Genomic DNA, 20,519 nt, shown 5'->3' on the forward strand with positions numbered 1-20,519 from the left:
TTCACGCAGAGTTTTCTTAGATCTTGTATTGAGGTATCTTAAGTGTTTCTCCGCCTTTCATCGCTGAATTATGTGCTACAATGCCTGCTACCGTGAGGTTCAGGGCCACCGCGATGTTGACGAGTGGAAGACGGTCCTGAAGAACAGCTGAAATAAACTCATCCGTAAGCCTGCCGTGCGACCCGCCATGGCCACCCTCGTCCACACCCGGAGGAAGCGGCGGTCTTACCAGGTCTGGCAGCTTGGTCTCGTGACCTTCGTATTTACCGTAAAAAGAACCTTTCTGACCTCTGATCCGACCTTTTTCGCCATGGTCACCCGGTGAATCCCAGCTTACTGCCATCCGCGACATACCTCCCTCACTGGTGCGGAAAAGTGCGATTTCAGTTCCGAATGGGTTTTTGTAGCGGTTATTCGCAGGTTGAAGCTGTTTTACAATGCTCGGGATACCCAGGCAGGAAACTTCCGTGAAACTTCCGCCGGTAACGCCCACATAATAGGCATTGGAGTGGGTAGGATAATACTGCGGCGGAAGGCCCACGCGCCACTCTTTGTAAGAAGCCAGAGGCTCGTCCATATAGTGGTAGTACTCTCCTTCGGAATACACCAGCTTGCCAAATCCTCCCTGATCGTAGATCTGTTTCATCGCATACAGATCTTCGTGAAAGCATGAAGTTTCGAACATCATGTATTTTTTGCCGCTCTTTTTCACCGCCTCATAAAGCCTGTCGGCGTCTTCAAGCGAGCCAAAAACAGCCGGAACTGCTACTGCTACGTGTTTTCCATGACTCAGTGCTTCAATGGCGTGCTTTGCATGGCTCGGCGCGTCGGTTGCGATGAATACGGCTTCAATGCTGTCGTCTTTAACAAGCTCTTCCAGCGACGGATAGGTTTTGGAGCATTTGCATGCTTTGGCAAGTTCCGCGCAGCGGTCCGGGAAAAGATCACTGACTGCCACGATCTCCACATTGGGGTGATTTTGAAATTCAAATGCGGCGCCAAACTTGCAAAGTCCGTAACCGACAATGCCTACGCGCACTTTTTTATCCGAAACAGCAACCCATTTTTTGGATGATTTTGCTTCTGCCTCCGTTTTTTCAAATCCCTGAATATCCGGATTCCCCTTGCTTCCCTCATCCGCTTTTTTGTCGGATGAACAGCCGGTAACGAACCCCAGCGCAGCCGAACCCAGCCCGATGGACTGTAAAAATGAGCGGCGGTTGAATGGATTGGCAGATGCTATTTGCTGAGCCTTTTCGTGATCATTGGCAGGAGCCTGGTGTTGATTAGGATTTTTCATACTATTTAATTGAAATGAATAAAAAAGTAACGGATTAGGAATAGTGAATTAATAGCCCGGATTCTGTTTTAAGGTAGGTTTCCCATCTTTCATACTCAGATCGATCTGCGCCTGGGGTATGGGATATACCTCGTTTTTTCCTTTTGTAAAGTTCGTATTGGGCATGTATGCCTTGTTGTCGTACTTCGGAACGTTCGTTTCATAGTTCAGGTAGGTGTTGAGCGTGGTCGCCATAAAGCCCGTCCCATTGTCGTACCGCTGAAGATCGAAAAACCGCTGATGTTCCAAAGCCAGTTCGAGCCTTCTTTCAAACCGCACCGCCTTCCGTGCATACTCTTTTCCCTGCTGCGAGAAATGTCCTTTGTACAGCCCTACCTTGTAATTAGCAGCGGGAACATCGGTAAATCCTTTAAGCGGATTTTTATCATCAATGTACTTTTTAACCCAACCCGCAGGATTTGCCGCACGGGCGCGCACCCGGTTTACGTATTCCTCGGCTTTCGCCAAACTCCCCACTTCCACCTCCGCCTCGGCAGCCCAAAGCAGCACATCGGCGAAACGGATCATATTATAGGGCGAGTTCATAGCCGCATTTTCCCTGTCCTGCGACACTCTTTCCTGGGTAGTGATATTTTTGATCACACTGTAAGGTCCGCCGGTAAGTTGCTGGCGGATCCATGCTTTTCCGGGATGCAGTCCCCAGTCCAGGTATGGAATGCCCCTCCTGCCCACAACCCAGTCCAAACGGGAATCCAACGTGCCGGTATGCGGCGTAAATGGTTGGGAAGATTCCAGTCCCTGGTCATTTTTAACTGGGTTCTGGTTGTAAGTATCGAATAGCGGCAAGCCCGTTGCAGCGTCTGTCTGGTAGGCATTTACAAGATCAAATGAAGGCTGTAACCACCCGTAGCAGCAGGACGGGGGACCTCCGAACGGTCCGTTGTACAAATCGGCACCATTCCCGTTTGCCCCGTTTGAACCATCATATACAGACATCTGTACCGCAAAAACTACTTCGGGACCATGCTTTTTGGCTGTCAGGAAATTATCGAAGTAAGCATCTGCCAGTGCGTACTTTTTGCCATTTACAGTAACCCCGTTTGCGATAATGTCGTCGAGCAGGGTCTTCGCTTCGGTAAATTTGTTTTGAAACATGTACACTTTGGCAAGAAACGACTTTGCCGCCCAGCTGTTTGCCCGGCCCACATCCGATTTCGTAGGGGTAAGATTAGCCACAGCGAACTGAAGATCTGCTTCGATTTTCGGCCAGACCGGCTCTGTATTGCTGACCGTGTAATTTCCCGCATCGTACGTAATGGTTTCGTCCACATAGGGAACATTGCGCCAGAGCTTCGCAAGTTCCAGGTGATACACGCCGCGCAGGAACATCGCTTCTGCTTTGATCTGCAATGCATCCGCTTCGGAAATATCGCTAACCTTGGGGAGTAAACGTAACACGTCATTCGATCGCTGGACCGCCGCATACAGAAAACGCCATTTCTCATCGGTCGCCGAAGTGGTCGGATCGTGGCTGTACCCCTCGTACGATGCAAGCAATCCGTTTGGCTCGGTCCCGGTATGTGCGTCGTCGGACGCGACACTCGCCATCACCGTAAGGCTTCCCCAAATGCCCCCGCCGACGGCACCGGCGCCATCCAACAGAGAATATGCACCGATCAGTACCCCATCGACACCCGATTTGGTGGCCAGAATGGACTCGTTCACCGATCCGATTGGATTCAGTTCTAGGTAATCCTTGTTACACGCCAGCAGCATTGTGAAGGAAAGTAACAGTACCTTTTGGAGTGATTTGGAATATCTTTTCATCATATTTTATGTTAATGCATTAAAAATCAGAAGGATAAATTAAGTCCAAGAAGAAAGTTCTGCTGATTGTTCGGATAATTCCCATAATCCACCCCGAAGCTCGAACTGCTTCCGCCCAGCTCAGGGTCAAGTCCGGTATATTTGGTGATCGTGAAAAGGTTTGCAGCCTGAGCGTAAACTCTCAGTTTCGACACTTTTATTTTCTGTAAAATACCCGGTTTGAGCGTGTAGCCCAGGATCAATGACCTGAGTCTCAGATAAGATCCATTTTCTACAAAATAGGAGTTTAATGCACCTGAGGTACTTAATGTAGCGCCCGTCTCAATTTTCGGAACGGTCGTATTCGTGTTTTCCGGAGTCCACGCATTCAACAACACATTGCTTTTGTTTCCAATGTAACCCGCATAAAAATGCGTGTATGAACGAATGGTATTCACGATCTCATTGCCCTGCGAACCGTAAAAGATAGCCGAGAAATCAAATCCTTTGTAATTCAATCCCAGATTCAGGCCGTAGGTAAAATCAGGGTTTGGACTGCCCAGCATGGTACGGTCGTCGGGAGTGATCGCACCGTCGCCATTTACATCCCTGTACCTGAACCGGCCGGGAGCTGCGCCTGTTTGCGCAGGAGCTTCGGCCACCTCCTTATCCGAATTGAACAGGCTGATCACATCATACCCAAAAAACGAACTCACCGCTTCCCCTTGCTTGTTCCGGACCAGCGTGCCCATTCCCTGCTGGCTCACGCCGTCGAAATAACCCGGGCTCGGGATGTCCATTACCAGATTTTTGTAGGCGGTAATGTTAGTACCAACGGAATATTGAAGGTCGTTTCCGACGCGTCCGCGGTAGGTCAATGCAATGTCAAATCCTTTGTTCTGAATATCGCCGATGTTCACGACCGGAGCCGCGGCACCTCCTACTGTCGCCGGAAGCGGCTGAGTGAACAAAAGCCCTTTGATCGATTTTTTGTAATACTCAAAGGAAAAATCGAGGCTGTTGTTCAGGATCGTCGCGTCGATCCCGATGTTGGAAACGATGTTTTCCTCCCAGCCTGCATTCGGGTTTCCGATCCTGGTCTGGATAAATCCTTGTTTTACACTGTTACTTGAACCTGTGATATCGTAGTATGCATCTCCATAACCGCCCCCAAACAATGTGTATGCATTTTCGGGTGATACATTATTCTGCGATCCCAGCACGCCGTAGCTGGCCCTCACTTTAAGATCGTTCAGCCAGTTCAGTGATTTCATGAATTCTTCGCCCGACAACCGCCATCCCAGGGAGACCGACGGAAAAACACCAAACCGTTTTTCAGAGCCAAAACGCGAAGATCCGTCTCTCCGGACCGTAGCCCCGATGAGGTATTTGTCCTGAAAAGAATAATCCACGCGGGAAAATATCGAGAACAGGCTGTTTTGATAGGCATTACTGAAATTGGTCACCCCGGAAGTACCGTTCCCCAGGATCAGGTAGTCAAATTCTGTTGAAAAGAACTTTTGAGAAGCCCCGCCAACACTCCGCCCCATACTTTTAATGGACTCCGAGCCCAGCAATACCTGCAGATTGTGTTTGCCTAACTGGTTGTTGTAGCCCAAAGTATTGGTCCAGGTGATCGTGTTATTGTAGCTCGCACTTTCCGAATAACTGTTCGGGCTGCTGTTTCCCTGCTTGTTATCGTATTGCGTGAAATTAAAGTTCTGACTGTACGGATTGTTAATATTTGCCCCAATGCTGGACCGCGCCGTCAGGTTTTTCAATATCTCCACTTCTGCGTATGCATTTCCGACGATATTCCACGAGCTGTTCCGGTTGTTGACCGTGCGTCTTTGCTGTGCCACGGGATTTTGATTACTCCCCAGGTCCGGCCCGGCAAATGTTCCTCCATAATTTCCGCGGATATCATACACCGGGACAATGGGCATCATTTTGTAAACTGCCGAAAGCGTTCCGAACTCCGACTGGTTCCCGAATCCGGGGTTATCAACATAAAAAATGTTTACATTCTCACCGATCCTGATGCGCTTGTTAACCCGGTACTCGGTGTTGATTCTCGCAGAATACCGTTTGAGATACGTTTCGATGAGCGTTCCTTTCTGGTGAATGTAGCCAAGTGAAAACAGGTAGCTCGCCTTTTCGTTTCCCCCGCTCACGGCCAGGTTATGGTTCGTCATCAAAGCAGGCTTGAAGAGTTCGTGAAACCAGTCAGTCCCGGTTTTATTTACCTTTTGGATCAGATAGTTATTGGCTGTGTTGATCGGATCCAGGAAATACCTCGATGGATCAACCGCCGGGTCACCTTCCTTGGCAGCGCCCGACACGCCAGGTCCTGCATACAGATAATCGGGCATTCCATTGCGGAAGAGTGCATTGTTCGGCGTGGCAATATTGGCTACTTTCATGAAATCCTCGGAATTCAAAAGGTTGAACGGATTTCCGGATAGCGGGCGCTGGATCCCATAGTACCCGTCGTAGGTAACCGTTGGCTGGCCGGATTTACCTTTTTTAGTAGTGACTACAATTACGCCGTTCGCGCCCCGCACACCATAAATCGCCGCGGCGCCCGCATCCTTCAGCACCTGCACGGATTCGATTTCTCCCGCGCTGATATTGTTGAGGTCAGCCTGGATACCGTCCACAATCACAAGAGGTTGTGTATTGCCAAAGGAAGTTACGCCCCGGATAAAAACATTACTGCTGGCACCCGGCACGCCCGAGCTGATCACATTTACCCCGGCCGCCTGCCCCTGAAGTGCCTGAACCGCCGATCCGGCCGGAACCGATTTCAACGCTTTCATATCCACAACCGAGACAGAACCGGTGATATCCTGTTTTCTCTGAGAAGAATAACCGGTTACCACGATCTCATTAAGTGACTGGGTGTCTGTTCGTAAACTAACATGAACAGCCGTTTTATTCCCGATCAGAATTTCCTGGCTCTGATATCCGACAAAGCTGAACACCAATGTTCCCGCTTCTCCGGGCAATGCCAGTGAATAAGCCCCGTTCGCATCCGTAGTCGTACCTACGCTTGTCGTTCCTTTTAATACAACACTCACCCCGGGCAGCGGAGTCTGGCTCAAACTATCCAGCACCACACCTTTAACGTCCCGGGTTGTCTGGGCTACCAATCTTTCCGACCAGCAAAAGCACAGTACGATCAGGAGCAAAACGGCGGCTTTAAACTGGTAAACTTTCTCTTGTTTCATAGTTATTACAGGTTTGGAAAGAGTTTAAGAGTAGATATACAGTACAAGATTGAATTGAACTAAAAGAGAGTGGAATGACGGCGCAAAGGAACTTGTCTATGGAAAAATGTTTACCAATAGTATTCGATATTAATAAAGCATTGTTGAAATATCGTTTACAAATATATATTCATTTTGTAAACAAAAAATAGTCGAGTAATATTTTTTTGAAAAATTCCTTTCAGAAATTTCACTTAATGCGGAAACCGGGAAAGTTTATAGCGTCATTGCGCCAAATGGCAGAATACCATTGGCTGAGAAACGAATGCAGGAGAGCATAGCAAGGCTTCACGCAGCCCGGCAGGGTTGACAAAAGAACCTTTTAAGGGAAGGGGTAATTGGGGGATATTAAACTATTCGAGGTCCAGAACGGAAACTTCTCCTCGGATCAGATGTTTGATGAGCGTTTCCTCCGCGAGTTTGAGGTCGTTTTCTTTCAGTGCCTTAACGATCTGACGGTGCTCAGAATCAGTTAGTTCGTAATCATTCATATGCGTCTGGGACTGGCCCAGCTTGTGGTGAAACAGGGGAATGTTGCTGAATTGATACAGATCCATCAGTTTTTTGTTCCTGGCGCTGTCTATGAGTGTTTCATGGAATTTAACGTCGGCCTCACAAGCCCCCCCCAGATACCCGCCACTGACCATGGAGGTAAAGTCGTCGCATATCTCCTCCAACTTTTTAATGAGCTTTTCGTCGGTTTTCTGAAAAGTGAGCCTCAATGCGCCCAGTTCCAGCACTTCCCGTAACTCCCTGATTTCCTTGATATCCGCTGCAGTGAGCGACTTAACAAAATACCCGCCCTTTTCACCAAAAACAACCAGGTTTTCGCCCAGCAGCCGGTTCAACGCTTCTCTCACGGCCATTCTGTTCACTTCCATTCTCTTAGCCCAGACATCCTCTTTAAGCCTTATCCCGGAAACCAGCTGATTGGACAGGATTTTCCGTCGTAATTCCACATATACTTTGCTGGCCAGTGAATCTTCTTTCATTTATAATAAACAATGGAGTAAAAATGTAAACATAAAGGTAGCAAGTTATAGACAAAACGTCCCCTATTTTGTAAGTTAACATTTTCGGCACCAATATTTTTTCACATTTTATTTAAAAAAAATCCTGAATCGATTAAGGGGTATTTTTCTAAAAGTTGTCTTGTAAATAGTTGACCGATTCAAAGAAATAATTGTGCTGTCTCATATGACTGATAACCTGCCTAAAAATACTTCCCGGGAGAACGGCGAGCCAGACAAAGTGTTGAACCTCGGTCCCAGGCCCGCCCAGGCCGACGGTCCGATCGATAGTGAATGGATGATCCGGAACGGTTTCGATAAAAGTCCGAAACATGGCTTTGAATTATTATTCAAGCGTTACCATAAGGTACTCTGCAGCCACGCAGCGCGGTTCGTATATTCAGATGCGGTAGCGCAGGATATAGTCAGTGAGGTCTTTTGCAAACTATGGAAATCCCGGTCGTACGAGAATATCACTTCTTCTTACCGGTTTTACCTGTTCCGCTCGGTGAGAAATGAGGCTTACAACTACATAAGGCTGGAATTTCAGCCGATGGAACAACTGGATGCGGCCGCAGCCCACGTATCCGGAAATGGTCAGCTGCCGGATATGATCACGCAATACGAAGAAGTATTGAACCATGTTGAGCGGCTTGTACAAGGCCTTCCTCCGCAGTGCCGTAAGATCTTTTTAATGAGCCGCTTCGAAGACAAAAAGTACCAGGAAATCGCAGACGAGCTGGGGATATCCATTAAAACGGTAGAAGTACACATCAGCCGGGCGCTATCGTCAATGCGCCATGGTTTAAAAGAACACTGGATTTAATATGAAACCAACGATCAGCAAGAGGCTCATATTCGACCATTTTGCAAACAAAACCTCACCCCTGCAAAAGACAGCCATCGAAAGCTGGCTAACCGACAGGGAGAATGAAGAGCTCTATTATCAATGGCTGGAAGAATGGGAACGAAACCATCTCCAGTACGATGCGCCAAGCGAAATCGCGCTCGAAAATTTTTTTTCGATCATTGAGCAAGAAGATGCCGCGCTGCCTGAGGAGCAAACAAGCCTCCGCGAAAAACTGGCCAGCTGGACCAATCACCATGCCGGAAAGATCGCCGCAGTAATCGCGCTCGCACTGGGGCTGGCCTGGTACAACCGGGATACGATCACATACGTTTCGTACAAAACCGGTTACGGGGAGATTGAGACGTTCCAGCTCAAAGACGGCAGCAAAGTAAAGCTGAATGCGAATTCGGTATTGACATTGTCCCGTTGGAATTTTGGGGAAACAAAAAGAGAGGTTTTCCTGAAAGGCGATGCAAGCTTTGATGTAGAACACCTGAAAAATCACCAGAAATTCATCGTTAATACACCCGAAAACTTTACCGTGGAGGTACTAGGTACCGAGTTTACCATGTCGGCGCGAAAATTCGGCTCCAAAGTGATCCTCACCAACGGCAAGGTAAAACTCCATTACCGGGAAGCCACGGACGAGAAGGAGCTCATTATGAAGCCCGGGGACGTGGTGAAGCTCAAAAAGGACCGGCCCATGGAAATGTCCCGTACCGAAGCGCCTGAAACGTACTCGGAGTGGGAAAACAAACGGTTCGTATTTGACGAAACAACCCTGGAAGAAATGGGTTACCAGCTCCACGAAACCTACGGACTCGATGTGACGTTCAGCAGCCAGACGATTGCCAGCCGGCAGCTGATGGGGTCTTTTAAAGGACGTACCATAGACGAATTTTTACAATCGATCGCAGAGGTGCTGGATCTCTCCGTAAGCCGCGAAAACAATAAAGTGCTTTTTACAGACCATTAAAAACGGCGGCCGTATCTGACATTTCCGTCCGCCCCGAGTACCCAACTGTTCCTAATCAATTAACCCATCATGTCCAGACATTTTTACCCGGCTACCATTTGGGGAGCTATCCTCTTTCTCCATTTACTGATTTCTTTCCCGGCGAGTGCCCAGGCATTGGCCATAAACCAAACAAAGCAAAACAATCCCCCCGCGCAGCGTCCGGCAAAAATACTACTGCTGAAAGATGCGCTCAATGAGCTGAAACACCACTTCCGGATCGATATCCTGTTTGACTCTCAGGCCACGAACGGTGTGCAGGTACCCAACTTCCGGATCAACAAGCAATGGAACGTGGAAAAAAACCTCGACGAAATGCTTGCCCCGCTGGGACTTACCTACAAGAAAGTCAACAAGAGTTCGTATCTGATCGTCGACCGGAGCAGCAGTTCCAACAGTCTGGCGCCCGGAACGATTAAAACCGCAGGCATTGAAAACCCGGCCGAATCGCAAAATGCAGTCAGCAAACCAATCGGAAACGAGACACCCGCGACCGTTGCGCCGGTCCAGGCTCGCGCCGACGTCACCATTTCAGGCAAGGTAACCGACGAAACCGGGGAGCCATTGCCGGGTGTAAGTGTGATGGTAAAAGGTACCCAGCAGGGTACCGCCACCGACGCTGCCGGAGAATACAAGCTGACGCTGAATGCATTGCCGGTATCACTGGTCTTTTCGTTTGTAGGTTATATTTCAGATGAAATGGAAGTGACCAGCCAGTCATATCTTTCCGTAAAACTGGCAGCTGACACCAAAGCGCTGGAAGAGATCGTGGTGGTGGGATATGGTACCGTTAAAAAAAGCGACCTGACTGGTGCGGTGTCGAAGATCGGGGAAGGAAATATCAAGGCAACCCCCATTGTCTCCCTCGACCGCGCGATGCAGGGACGGGCGGCAGGTGTGCAGGTCGTAAGCAACTCGGCCAGACCAGGCGGCAGCTCCACCATCCGGATCCGCGGCTCAGGTTCCGTGAATGCAAGTAATGACCCGCTCTATGTTGTGGATGGTTTCCCGACCGACAACCTGAATTCGATCAACCCAAACGACATCGAATCCATTGAAATCCTGAAAGACGCTTCGGCAACTGCCATTTACGGTTCGAGGGGATCCAATGGCGTGGTGATGGTCACTACCAAACATGGCAAAGCCGGAAAAACGGTAGTAAGCTATGAAGGATACTATGGGGTTCAGTCGGTTCGCCGCAAGATACCGTTGCTCAACGGACAGCAATTTGCGGAGTTCGTAAACGAGGCGCAGGTTAACAATGGAGGCACACCGTATTTCGACGGCTCCAACGCCGACCGGCCACTACCTTCGGCAATCGGGGCGGGAACCGACTGGCAGGATGCCATTATCCAGAGTGCCCCGATGCAGAATCACCAGCTGGGCATTTCGGGCGGTTCGGACAAATCGCGGTATGCGATCTCATTCGGCTATTACGACCAGGGAGGTATCATCAAGAACTCCGACTTTAAACGGTACACATTACGGTCGAACATCGATTCTGACATATCATCCCGGATTAAGGTAGGTCTTACATTTCAGGGAGCCTATACCGAAAACAACGACGCACAGACGGAACCTACGGGTAACCTCGCTTACACCGGCGTGATCAGCGCAGCTATGAACTATTCGCCGACCTTCAAACAGTACAACGACGACGGTACCTATTATAAAAACCAGGGACAACTGAATGGCCTGGGCGCCGACAACCCCCTGGCGTTATTGAATGAGTTTACCAACAAAACGTCGGCAATCAGGTTATTGGCCAATTCCTTCGTCGACATCAAGATCATGGACGGGCTGAACCTCAGGAGCAGCATCGGAGCCGACGTTCAGACTTCGAGACTCAACTATTACGTCACCAGAAATGCCCTCGTGGGCGCAAGTGTGCTGGGAAGCGCAGCGATTACCAGTACACAGCGACTTAACTGGCTCAATGAGAACACATTGAACTACACCAAAAATTTTAACCCGAAAAATTCATTCAGCGCATTGATCGGTTATACGATCCAAGAGATCAAGGCTGAAAACGCAGTGGCAAGAGCCAACACATTTTCCGACGATTTTGCGGAATATAACAACCTTGGAGCCGGATCTACATTGATCGCCCCTTCTTCCACAGCCAGTGAATGGGCGCTGATCTCTTACCTGGCCCGCGTAAATTATGGTTATGACGACCGTTTCTTATTGACCCTGACTGGCCGCCGCGACGGTTCATCAAGATTTGGCCCCAACCGCAAGCAGGGTTTTTTCCCGTCGGGAGCTTTGGCCTGGAAGCTTCATAATGAAGAATGGTTCAGCAACATCCCTTCGGTCACCGAGGCGAAGCTGCGCACCAGTTATGGATTGTCGGGTAACCAGGAGATCGGCAACTATCAATATCTGGCGAACATCAGCGCCGCACCCTACGTCATTGGAGGCGTTCTGAACACCGGTTCTGCTACGGCGGGTATTGCCAATCCCGACCTCAGATGGGAGAAAAACGCACAATTCGACATCGGTCTGGACCTGGGTCTTTTCCGCAACCGGATCACTGTTTCTGCCGATTATTACTACAAAAAAACATCCGACCTGCTTTTCAACGTGGGTGTGCCTACATCGTCAGGGTTTTCGACGACACTCAAAAACATCGGTAGCGTGCAGAACAAAGGTCTGGAACTGGCGCTCAACACCATTAATATCGACAAAGGTGGTTTGAGATGGAGCTCAGAGTTCAACGTTACATTCAACCGGAACAAGATCCTCACCCTCGACGGCCGTCAGGAATTCCGGACCGGCTCGGATGCGACGATCTCCAACACGTCCCAGAACCCGATCCTGCTCCGTGTGGGCAGCGAGCTGGGTAACTATTTCGGACTTGTAATGGACGGAATTTTCCAGAACCAGTCGGAGATCGATAACTCTGCCCAGAAGACCGCGAAGCCAGGCGACATCCGCTACATAGACCGCGACGGCAACGGAGCGATCAACGACGACGACCGTGACATTCTTGGCAGCGCCAATCCTGAATTTTTCGGGGGGATCAACAACACGGTTAGCTACAAAGGGTTCGACTTCAACATCTTCGTTCAAGGCACTTACGGCAATGAAATCCTGAATTTCGGCTCTTTTGACCAATTGAATTTCACGGGCGGGAACAACCAGTCGGCCCGGGTACTTGACCGGTGGACGCCTACAAACCCGAGCAACACCATTCCGCGCGCCAACGCGGCGGGAGGCTCGCGACTGTTGTCGACCCTGCATGTGGAAGACGGTTCTTATTTAAGGTTCAAAAACATTTCGCTGGGATACAACCTGCCTCAGCAATGGCGGAGCAAACTGCGGGCGCAGCAGGCCAAAGTGTATGTTGCCGCGCAAAACCTTTTCACGCTCACCAAATACACCGGATACGATCCCGAAGTGAACCGCTACGGAAGCTCTTCGCTGAGCCAGGGCATCGATTACGGCGGATATCCTGCTGCTAAAACCATTCTCGTAGGTCTGAATCTGACATTCTAAAAACTAAATTCATGAAACGTTACCTCATATATCTGCTTCCAGCCCTGCTGACGGTTTCCTGCGAAAGCAAACTCGACCTGACGCCCGTCACCAACCTGACGAATGCAACCTATTATAAAACAGCTGCCGACGCCAAAGCCGCCGTGGGTGCCTGCTATGCCGCCATCGGAAACCTCGATCCATTTGCCGATCTGGTGACGACTGACGACGCCATTCCATTCCTTACCGGCGCAGCCGACAGGCCGCAGCTCTGGCGTTACGAGATTACGACGGCCAACTCCTTCATTGCCCAATACGCGGGTGGCTTCCGGGGTATTAACCGGTCGAACATTGTGATTGACAGATTACCGGGGATCACCATGGACGAATCATTGAAAGCCCGCTACGTGGCCGAGGCGCGTTTCCTCCGTGCCCTGCATTATTTCAACCTTGTAAGGTGGTATGGCGGCGTACCTATTGTTACTTCCGAAACGGCGTCTCTTGAAGGCCTCGAAGTAGAAAAAGCTTCTGTTGAAGAAGTTTATAAATTGATTATCGAAGACCTGACCGCCGCAGAAACGGTGCTTCCTTCGACCTACCCGGCTACCGACGTGGGCCGCGCTACCAAAGGAGCTGCGATGGGCATACTTGCAAAAGTGTATATCACCATGGCAGGTACCGACCGCCAGTCGCCTTACTGGGCTCAGGCTGTCGCGAAACTGAAACAGGTGATCGACTCGGGTGTGTACGATTTATATGCCAATTTCGCCGATGCATTTGCACTTTCTGCCAGAGGCGGAAAAGAGAATGTATTTGAAGTCCAGTACCTGACAGACGTTCGCGGACACGGCCAGGGACGGGGATATGGCGTGAGAGGTGCCCTCATTTACCCGAGCGGCGGGAGCGGCATTGCGCGCCCTACCAAAAGTTTGTTTGACCTTTATTCAGCTCAGGATGCCAGAAAACCGGTTACCTTCCTGACGTCGTATACTTACAATGGCACTACCACCGAGCTGTCGGTAACCAATCCGGACTTTACAAAAGCAGTTTCCTTTCAAAAGCTGTGGGATAAAACGGCGAAAACGAGCGGCGGCGAAGGAACCAGCATCCCTATCCTGCGCTATTCCGACCTGTTGCTGCTTTATGCCGAAGCATTGAATGAAGTCAACAACGGACCTACTCCGGAAGCGTACGCCGCTTTGAACAAAGTACGGACACGCGCAAAACTGACCGCATTGGCCGGCCTTACCTACCAGTCTTTCAAAGAAGCAGTCTGGCTGGAACGTCGCCTCGAACTGACTTTTGAAAACCACCGTCGTTTCGACCTGTTGCGTACCGGGAAGCTCATTGAGGCGGTAAAAGCGGAGACAACCTTCAACCGGAACCCGCAGATACAGCCATTCCACGTGCTGTTCCCATTCCCGCAATCCGACACGGATGCCAACCCGAAACTGGTACAAAATCAGGGTTACTAACACCTGACTGCTAAGCTATTATGAAAAAATGTTTGATAATCCTAATGGTCTGCACGCTGGCAGCAGCGTTTTCAGGGATGATTTTTCCTGAACGAAATGCGCTGGGCGGTATCGCGGACATTCCGATCCGGAAGGTAGCCTCGGGCAAGATCATCCACCGCTTTCACGACACCTCGCCCATTAGTCCGTCGGGGAAATACATTGCGCTGTTTCGCATTCCTTTCGAGGACCATTATCCCGAGGCAGGCGACGTTGGCGAAGTAGTATTGATAGAACTCGCGACCGGGAAGGAAACGGTTGTCGAACGTTCCTACGGCTGGGAAATGCAGGTCGGAGCAAACGTCCAATGGGGAGCTTCTGATCACGAACTATTTTATAATCAGGTAAATACCAGCACCTGGAAGGCCTACACCATTCTGCACGACCCCATCAGCAAAACGTCCCGGAAATGGGAAGGGGCGACATTCATGGTTACGCCCGACGGGAAGCAGGCTGCAAGCCACAACATGATCAACTCGGTGAATGCACAGTCCGGCTACGGCGTGATCCTGCCGGAAAAATTTCGCAGCAAAAATTCGGGAGTGGTGAACAATGACGGACTTTTCGTAACAAATGTCGCGACCGGCAAAACGAAAATGATCGCGTCCATTAAACGGATTTTTGACGAAGCTAAACCTAAAATCGGGATCGACGATCCGGAAAACTACGAGATCTACACATTCAAAGCGATGTGGAATGCACAGGGTACCAGACTGATGACCTGCCTGATCATTAAACCTAAAACAGGCGGACCGAGAAAAGTGGCGCTCATCACCATTAAACCCGATGGCAGCGACATTCGTACCGCGGTTACCACGAAACAATATTCCAAAGGCGGGCACCACATGGCATGGATGCCCGACGGCGACCATTTTTCCATGAACCTCGAAGTGGATAGTACGAAGAACGGCCTCGAACTGATCACCGCTAAATACGACGGATCAGAGATCAAAACCGTTTTTTCCCCAGGCTCCGGTCACCCGAGTTTTCACCCGAAAGGCTTGCCGCTGATCATTACCGATTCCTATAACCACGAAAAAAGTGTGGCTAAAGGCGACGGCATCATACCCATTCGGCTGCTGAATACGAAAACCGGCAAGGAGATAATTCTTGCCAATGTGAGGGTACCAAAAGTAGAGGACAATTCTTTCCGCATGGACGCCCACCCTACCTGGGACCGGACCGGCAGATATGTGATTTTTAATGGGTACGACGACGATAACAGGGGCGTATACATTGCCGACCTGCAAAAGACGATTGAAGAACTAAAACCTTAACCACTTGTCACGGACAAGTAAAAACCTTTACAATGGACAGGCGTAAATTTTTGAATCTGACCCTACCCGCCACCGGCGCGGTATTCCTGACGAGCTCCATGCTCAGCGAGCAGGCAATGGCCGAGATCAGCCGGCAGTTCGACGGCAAGAATGCGGTCGGGCATTACGACATCGTGATCAACGGTGCGGGACTTTCGGGCTACTTTGCGGCGCTGCATGCGTCGTCGAAAGGCAAGAAAGTACTGATCGTGGAAAAACGGTCGAGCCCGGGTTTTGAGCTGGCCGCCAAAAGTCGGCTCTGGCTCCATGCGCAGGGATTCGACTCGCTGCGACCGGACTTGCAGGAACTGCTTTTGCCTGAGCAGGAATTAATGGAAATCAAGAATACAAAAGGTACCGGCAAAGGGAAAAGCCAGCTCGGCGATCACATTGCGCTTTTTAAAGGCAGTATCCGGAAAGGAATGGTACGTAACCTGCTCGTGGGCAAAGTGGATCTTTTGCTGATGACAGATACCTGTGGTCTTTTTGAAAGCAAAGGTCAGGTGAGCGGCGTGTTGCTGGCTACCAAACAAGGCGTATTTTCCGTTCCTTGTAAAACGTTCATTGATGCCTCCGATCAACTGATATTCAGCCGGAGACTGGCAGGAAAATCACTGAAAGTGCAGAAAGCCGGTTTTGTAGTTGAAGTAAATAAAGTAAGTAAGCCGGCATTTAAAGAGATTAAAACCGACGCTGCATTTGGACTGGATGGAAACAAGCTGACCGTCTACCCCGGCAAACTTTCGGATGACCAGGCTTTCCTGGCGTTCGAATACCTTGTGGACACCGACAAACTGGAAGAAATCGAGCACAAAGGCCGGCAGATCGCCACGCAGATCGGAACTAAGATTAAGTCCCTGGGCGCAGGTTTTTCCGTCGCTCAAATCCAGCAATACGCACTCGAAGCCTCGCTGACCCTGGCCGACAATGCCGTACCAACAACTTCACTGAACGGACATTATGTGCTGGACAGCACTGCCTCGGCACTCTCGGCGTCTTCACTTTTGACCCTCGAAAAAAACGCGCAGGCATTGGTGGACCGTGTTAAGATCCCAGCGCAAAACGCCGCTCCGCAGAACCTTATTCTTCCGGGTAAAAAGCTGGATATCAAGAAGGTGAAATTTGAAGACATTGATGAGCCGGGTTTCAATGTGCCGCTGCAAGCCGTGCATCTGGATTGGATGGATGCGGTGGTTGCCAGGCGCCAAACGCAGGTGGTCGTCGCCGGCGGAGGTACAGCCGGGGCGCTTGCGGCCGCAGGTTCGATAGACAAAGGTGCCGACACGATCGTGGTGGACTATTTCAATGACATGGGCGGTACCAAAACAATGGGTGGCGTAATGGGTTACTACCATGGCGTGAAAGAAAATGTATTTTTCAAAAAACAAAACGACGAGGCCGAAAGACTTGCTCTCGAAGCTAATATGAACAAAAAGATCGGGCGGCAGATTTTCCATCTGCGCTCGGTGGTGGATAAAGGCGGTCAGTTCCTGTCCTCGGCTATACTGTGCCAGGCCGTTACAAAAGACAATACCGTAAAAGGCGTGGTCGTATGCCGCCACGGCCAGCTCGAACTCGTACTCGGCGACGTGACAATCGATGCTACGGGCGACGGCGATGTGGCGGCCATGGCCGGTGCAAGCTTCCAGATCGGCGATTCCCGCATCGGGCTTACTCAAAATTACAGTCAATGGGACATTGCCGGCGCGGGAAAACTACCCTCGGCGACCAATCGCGATTATGATATTCTCGACAACCGGAAGGTCTCCGAGCAGCAGCGCGGACTTTTTATCTCGCATTACGAAGCCCATTGCTACGATTTTCATCCGTTCATGACCGTCAGAGAATCGCGGCGCATCGACGGCATTCACAATCTTGACCTGATCGATTGTGTTGAAAAAAGGCATTTTGAAGACGTACTGGCACTCGCCAGCAGCGATTTCGATCCGCATAATGTTGCTTCCTCCGAGTACAGCAAATGCGGTTTTCTGCTGCCCCATTCCAATGATATCACGGTGGAAATTCCTTATCGTTCCATTGTCCCCAAAAAGCTCGATGGCCTGCTGATATCCGGCCGCGGGTTCGGGCAAAGCCGCAATGCGCTGCAGTTCACGAGGATGACCGCCGACCTGCTCGTACTCGGTTATCTCACCGGGCAGATCGCGGCGGATGTGGCGTGGAAAAAAGTCCGTCCGAGAGATTATAATGTCGGTACATTACAAAAAGAATGGGTTTCGCTGAATTACCTTCCCGCGGAATACCTGAGCAAAAAGCCGGGCGACCTCCGCGCCGACCGGGCAGAAATACAGCGCCGGGTGCAGCAACTGGAATCGGGCGCGCCGGAATATCTGTACGAATGCAGCCGCGTAGAAAAATCGCTGATATTGCCGCTGATCAAAGAACGTTTTGAGAAAACCGATCGTCAGGATGGGAAATTGCTGCTCGCTAAAATGCTGGCGTGGTTCGGTGATGCGGGTGGCAATGCGATGATCGGTGCGGAACTTGCCAATCTTTTCGAACTGGAACAGGAAGATGGTTATCCAAAAGGCTATATCGACGATTACGATAACATCCGTGGCCGGCCGAAGAACAAACTGGAAGGTCTTTTCTGGAAAATCAACCAGAATATTGCCTTACTTGGCATGTCGGGCAATGGTTCGGAGACGGCGAAGATCCGGCACATTCTTGAAAAAACTGCCTCCGGCGGCGGCATGGTACCCCGTACCAGCGATTACTTTAACGAACGCATCGATATCAAATTCGTCCCATTCCACAACCGGATCATCGCCATCGCCGTGTACGCCGAGCGCCTGCCCGACCCATCGCTGATCAGCGGATTCGAAAACCTGCTGAAAGACCCGAATATCGGCGGCTTTGTCACATCGACTTATGAAAAAGTACGGTGGAGAGTTTATGGCGGATCACTTGAAATCAGCATGGCAGCAGCCATGGCACGGTGCGGAAGCAAAAAAGGGTTCGAGCTTTTGCAAGCTTACCTGGGTGATCTGCATTATAATTACAAAACTTTCGCATTAAGCGAGCTCAAAGAACTCACGGGAAAAAATTGGGATTACAAACCCCAGGATTGGCAGAAACACCTGGCGGGACTTTCGTATCCACAACCGGTAAAGGCTTTGAAAAAAGAAGTAGAAATTTAGTATCAATGCTAAAAACCCGACTCTTATCGCTGTTTCTTTTGCTTTCCACCACGCTGACTTTCGGTCAGCTGGTGGAAAGAACTTATTATCGAAGTCCTGAGCTCGAAACGCTTACATTGAACACCGATGGAGCTGAATTTGAAATCAACGACGACCACATGGAACCCTTTGCCGTCCGGGAATTCACTACCCCCGCCGGCATCATCTACTGGTACCGGCGCATTGCCACCGAGGTATGCCTCACCGGCGACTGCCGCCCGATCGACGTAGGCATTTATTGGGACGGCACCGGAGATTTTACCGGATTGGAGGTATTTAAAGAACCTTTGACAAAAACAGATCATAGCGACTTTTCCACCTTCGATTACCGCAGGCTCATTTCGATATTAAAAGACGACTGGTCGCCGCTGCGCGAATATTCTCTGAGTGAGCTGGTGGATGAAAAAAAAGAAGACAGCGTGGACGTGGTGAGCGGCGCTACCAAACATGAGATCGCGCAGGCAGCAGTGGAAAAAGCGGTTTATACCACCCACACGCTCTGGCACCTGATCCACGTAGGCGAGAAAGAACAGCTTGCCAAACTCACCGCCAGGCGACTAACCGAAAAGAACCTTCTGGAAAAAGCATTGCAGACCCAGCGCGAAAAGTATCAGCCGTTTCTGCTCGATATGTTTGCGCAGGGTAATCTGCCGCAAAATACCTTTACCGAATCCCTCGTGCTGACCGGTCTCGCCGATTCCACGGACCCTACCCTTCGCGCCGTGTCGCTCAATGCATTACAGCATCTGGACCTGACGCCCCCCGCATTGCAGGACCGCCTCGCAGCCATTTACAAAAACAAAAAACAACCCGAGCGCGTAGAGATTTTAACCAGGTTACACCCCACGGCCCAGCTTTCGGAAAGCTTTTACACTACCCTGGCAGAAGACCTTAAGGCGGATAATCCGTGGATGTCCGTCAAGATCCTGGCCGCATTAAAACACAGTGTGAAACAATCCCCAAAGGTTTTGGAAACCGTTACAAAACTGTCACAAAGCGATATTCCGGTGGTGCAAAAGGCGGTGAAAGAATTTGAACAAACCCGCAAAACGGGCAGCACCATTCCCTGATCATGAAAGCAATGCATTAGATCAAATCAGCCAGCAGATTGGAATATCAAAATGACCTTTCAGAAATGGACCGGGAAAGCCGCAACGCCCCGTCCGTGAGCGATGCAGAATCTGCGTCGGACGGTCACTATTGGTGGCAGCGACTCAGAGAAAGTGATGCAGACGCACTGGCCTACTTTTACGACCAGCACGCCGACTGGCTGCTGCGGTACGGCTTGTCGGTGATCTACGAGCGGGCAATTGTCAAGGACGCGGTGCAGGAATTGTTCCTCGTGATTTGGAACAGTCGACATACATTATCTGCCCCGAAGTCAGTAAGGTTCTATTTAATGGCATCGCTCAGACGTCTTATCCTGAAAAACGTCCGTACCGATCTGCGTCTCTGCGATCCGGTGGAGGATATGGCAGATATCGTTACGACCGATTCGGCCGAGGAAATGCACCAGGCCGTGCAGAAGGCGGTAAGGTCACTGCCCGCGCGGCAGCAGGAACTCATTTTTTTGAAATTTTACCAAAAAATGACCTACGAGCAGATTGAGGAACTGACAGGATTGAAATACCAGATCCTCCGCAACACCATACACCGGGCCATGAAATCGCTTCGCACGATGCTCACCCAGCATGCCGTCACCTCGCTCACGGCCGTATTTTTATTATTCTTATAAAAATTTATTTTTTTCTCAGATTACCAAGGT

At 50.3% G+C, this 20,519-nt stretch carries 12 protein-coding genes; 8 read left to right on the forward strand and 4 right to left on the reverse strand.

Annotation, left to right across the window (positions count from 1 at the left end; genetic code table 11):
- Positions 1-16 precede the first annotated feature (16 nt).
- From LZG72_RS18305 to LZG72_RS18320, 4 genes are all read right to left on the reverse strand, one after another.
- Positions 17-1,300 (reverse strand): Gfo/Idh/MocA family protein, encoded by a 1,284-nt coding sequence (locus LZG72_RS18305; protein ID WP_233875763.1) that lies wholly within the window; start codon positions 1,298-1,300, stop codon positions 17-19.
- A gap of 48 nt (positions 1,301-1,348) precedes the next feature.
- Positions 1,349-3,130 (reverse strand): RagB/SusD family nutrient uptake outer membrane protein, encoded by a 1,782-nt coding sequence (locus LZG72_RS18310; protein WP_233875765.1) that lies wholly within the window; start codon positions 3,128-3,130, stop codon positions 1,349-1,351.
- A gap of 23 nt (positions 3,131-3,153) precedes the next feature.
- Entirely contained in the window at positions 3,154-6,336 is a 3,183-nt protein-coding gene (locus LZG72_RS18315) for a TonB-dependent receptor (RefSeq protein ID WP_233875767.1), read from the reverse strand.
- Positions 6,337-6,728: 392 nt separating this feature from the next.
- The gene (locus LZG72_RS18320; protein WP_233875769.1) at positions 6,729-7,367 is read right to left on the reverse strand and encodes a GntR family transcriptional regulator; all 639 of its coding nucleotides are present in this window, start codon (positions 7,365-7,367) and stop codon (positions 6,729-6,731) included.
- A gap of 205 nt (positions 7,368-7,572) precedes the next feature.
- On the opposite strand from LZG72_RS18320, the gene LZG72_RS18325 reads away from it, so the two are divergent.
- The 8 genes from LZG72_RS18325 (at position 7,573) to LZG72_RS18360 (ending at position 20,489) form a co-directional block, all read left to right on the forward strand.
- Positions 7,573-8,211 (forward strand): RNA polymerase sigma-70 factor, encoded by a 639-nt coding sequence (locus LZG72_RS18325; protein ID WP_233875771.1) that lies wholly within the window; start codon positions 7,573-7,575, stop codon positions 8,209-8,211.
- A gap of 1 nt (position 8,212) precedes the next feature.
- Positions 8,213-9,211: a FecR family protein gene (locus LZG72_RS18330; protein ID WP_233875773.1), complete on the forward strand. Its 999-nt coding sequence runs from the start codon at positions 8,213-8,215 to the stop codon at positions 9,209-9,211.
- A 69-nt stretch (positions 9,212-9,280) separates the two neighbouring features.
- A complete protein-coding gene (locus tag LZG72_RS18335; RefSeq protein ID WP_233875775.1) occupies positions 9,281-12,748 on the forward strand; it encodes a TonB-dependent receptor in 3,468 nt (1,155 codons plus the stop codon).
- 11 nt (positions 12,749-12,759) lie between these two features.
- Positions 12,760-14,202: a RagB/SusD family nutrient uptake outer membrane protein gene (locus tag LZG72_RS18340; RefSeq protein ID WP_233875777.1), complete on the forward strand. Its 1,443-nt coding sequence runs from the start codon at positions 12,760-12,762 to the stop codon at positions 14,200-14,202.
- Between the two features lie 20 nt (positions 14,203-14,222).
- Positions 14,223-15,518, forward strand: coding sequence for a hypothetical protein (locus LZG72_RS18345; RefSeq protein WP_233875779.1), 1,296 nt, complete (start codon positions 14,223-14,225; stop codon positions 15,516-15,518).
- Between the two features lie 32 nt (positions 15,519-15,550).
- Complete coding sequence (locus tag LZG72_RS18350; RefSeq protein ID WP_233875781.1) at positions 15,551-18,715, forward strand: FAD-dependent oxidoreductase; 3,165 nt, start codon at positions 15,551-15,553, stop codon at positions 18,713-18,715.
- 5 nt (positions 18,716-18,720) lie between these two features.
- Positions 18,721-19,824, forward strand: a complete 1,104-nt coding sequence (locus tag LZG72_RS18355; protein ID WP_233875783.1) for a hypothetical protein — start codon at positions 18,721-18,723, stop codon at positions 19,822-19,824.
- A gap of 38 nt (positions 19,825-19,862) precedes the next feature.
- The gene (locus LZG72_RS18360; protein ID WP_233875785.1) at positions 19,863-20,489 is read left to right on the forward strand and encodes an RNA polymerase sigma factor; all 627 of its coding nucleotides are present in this window, start codon (positions 19,863-19,865) and stop codon (positions 20,487-20,489) included.
- Positions 20,490-20,519: the final 30 nt, after the last annotated feature.

It is taken from the genome of Dyadobacter sp. CY323 (assembly GCF_021390245.1).
Taxonomy (GTDB): Bacteria; Bacteroidota; Bacteroidia; order Cytophagales; family Spirosomataceae; genus Dyadobacter.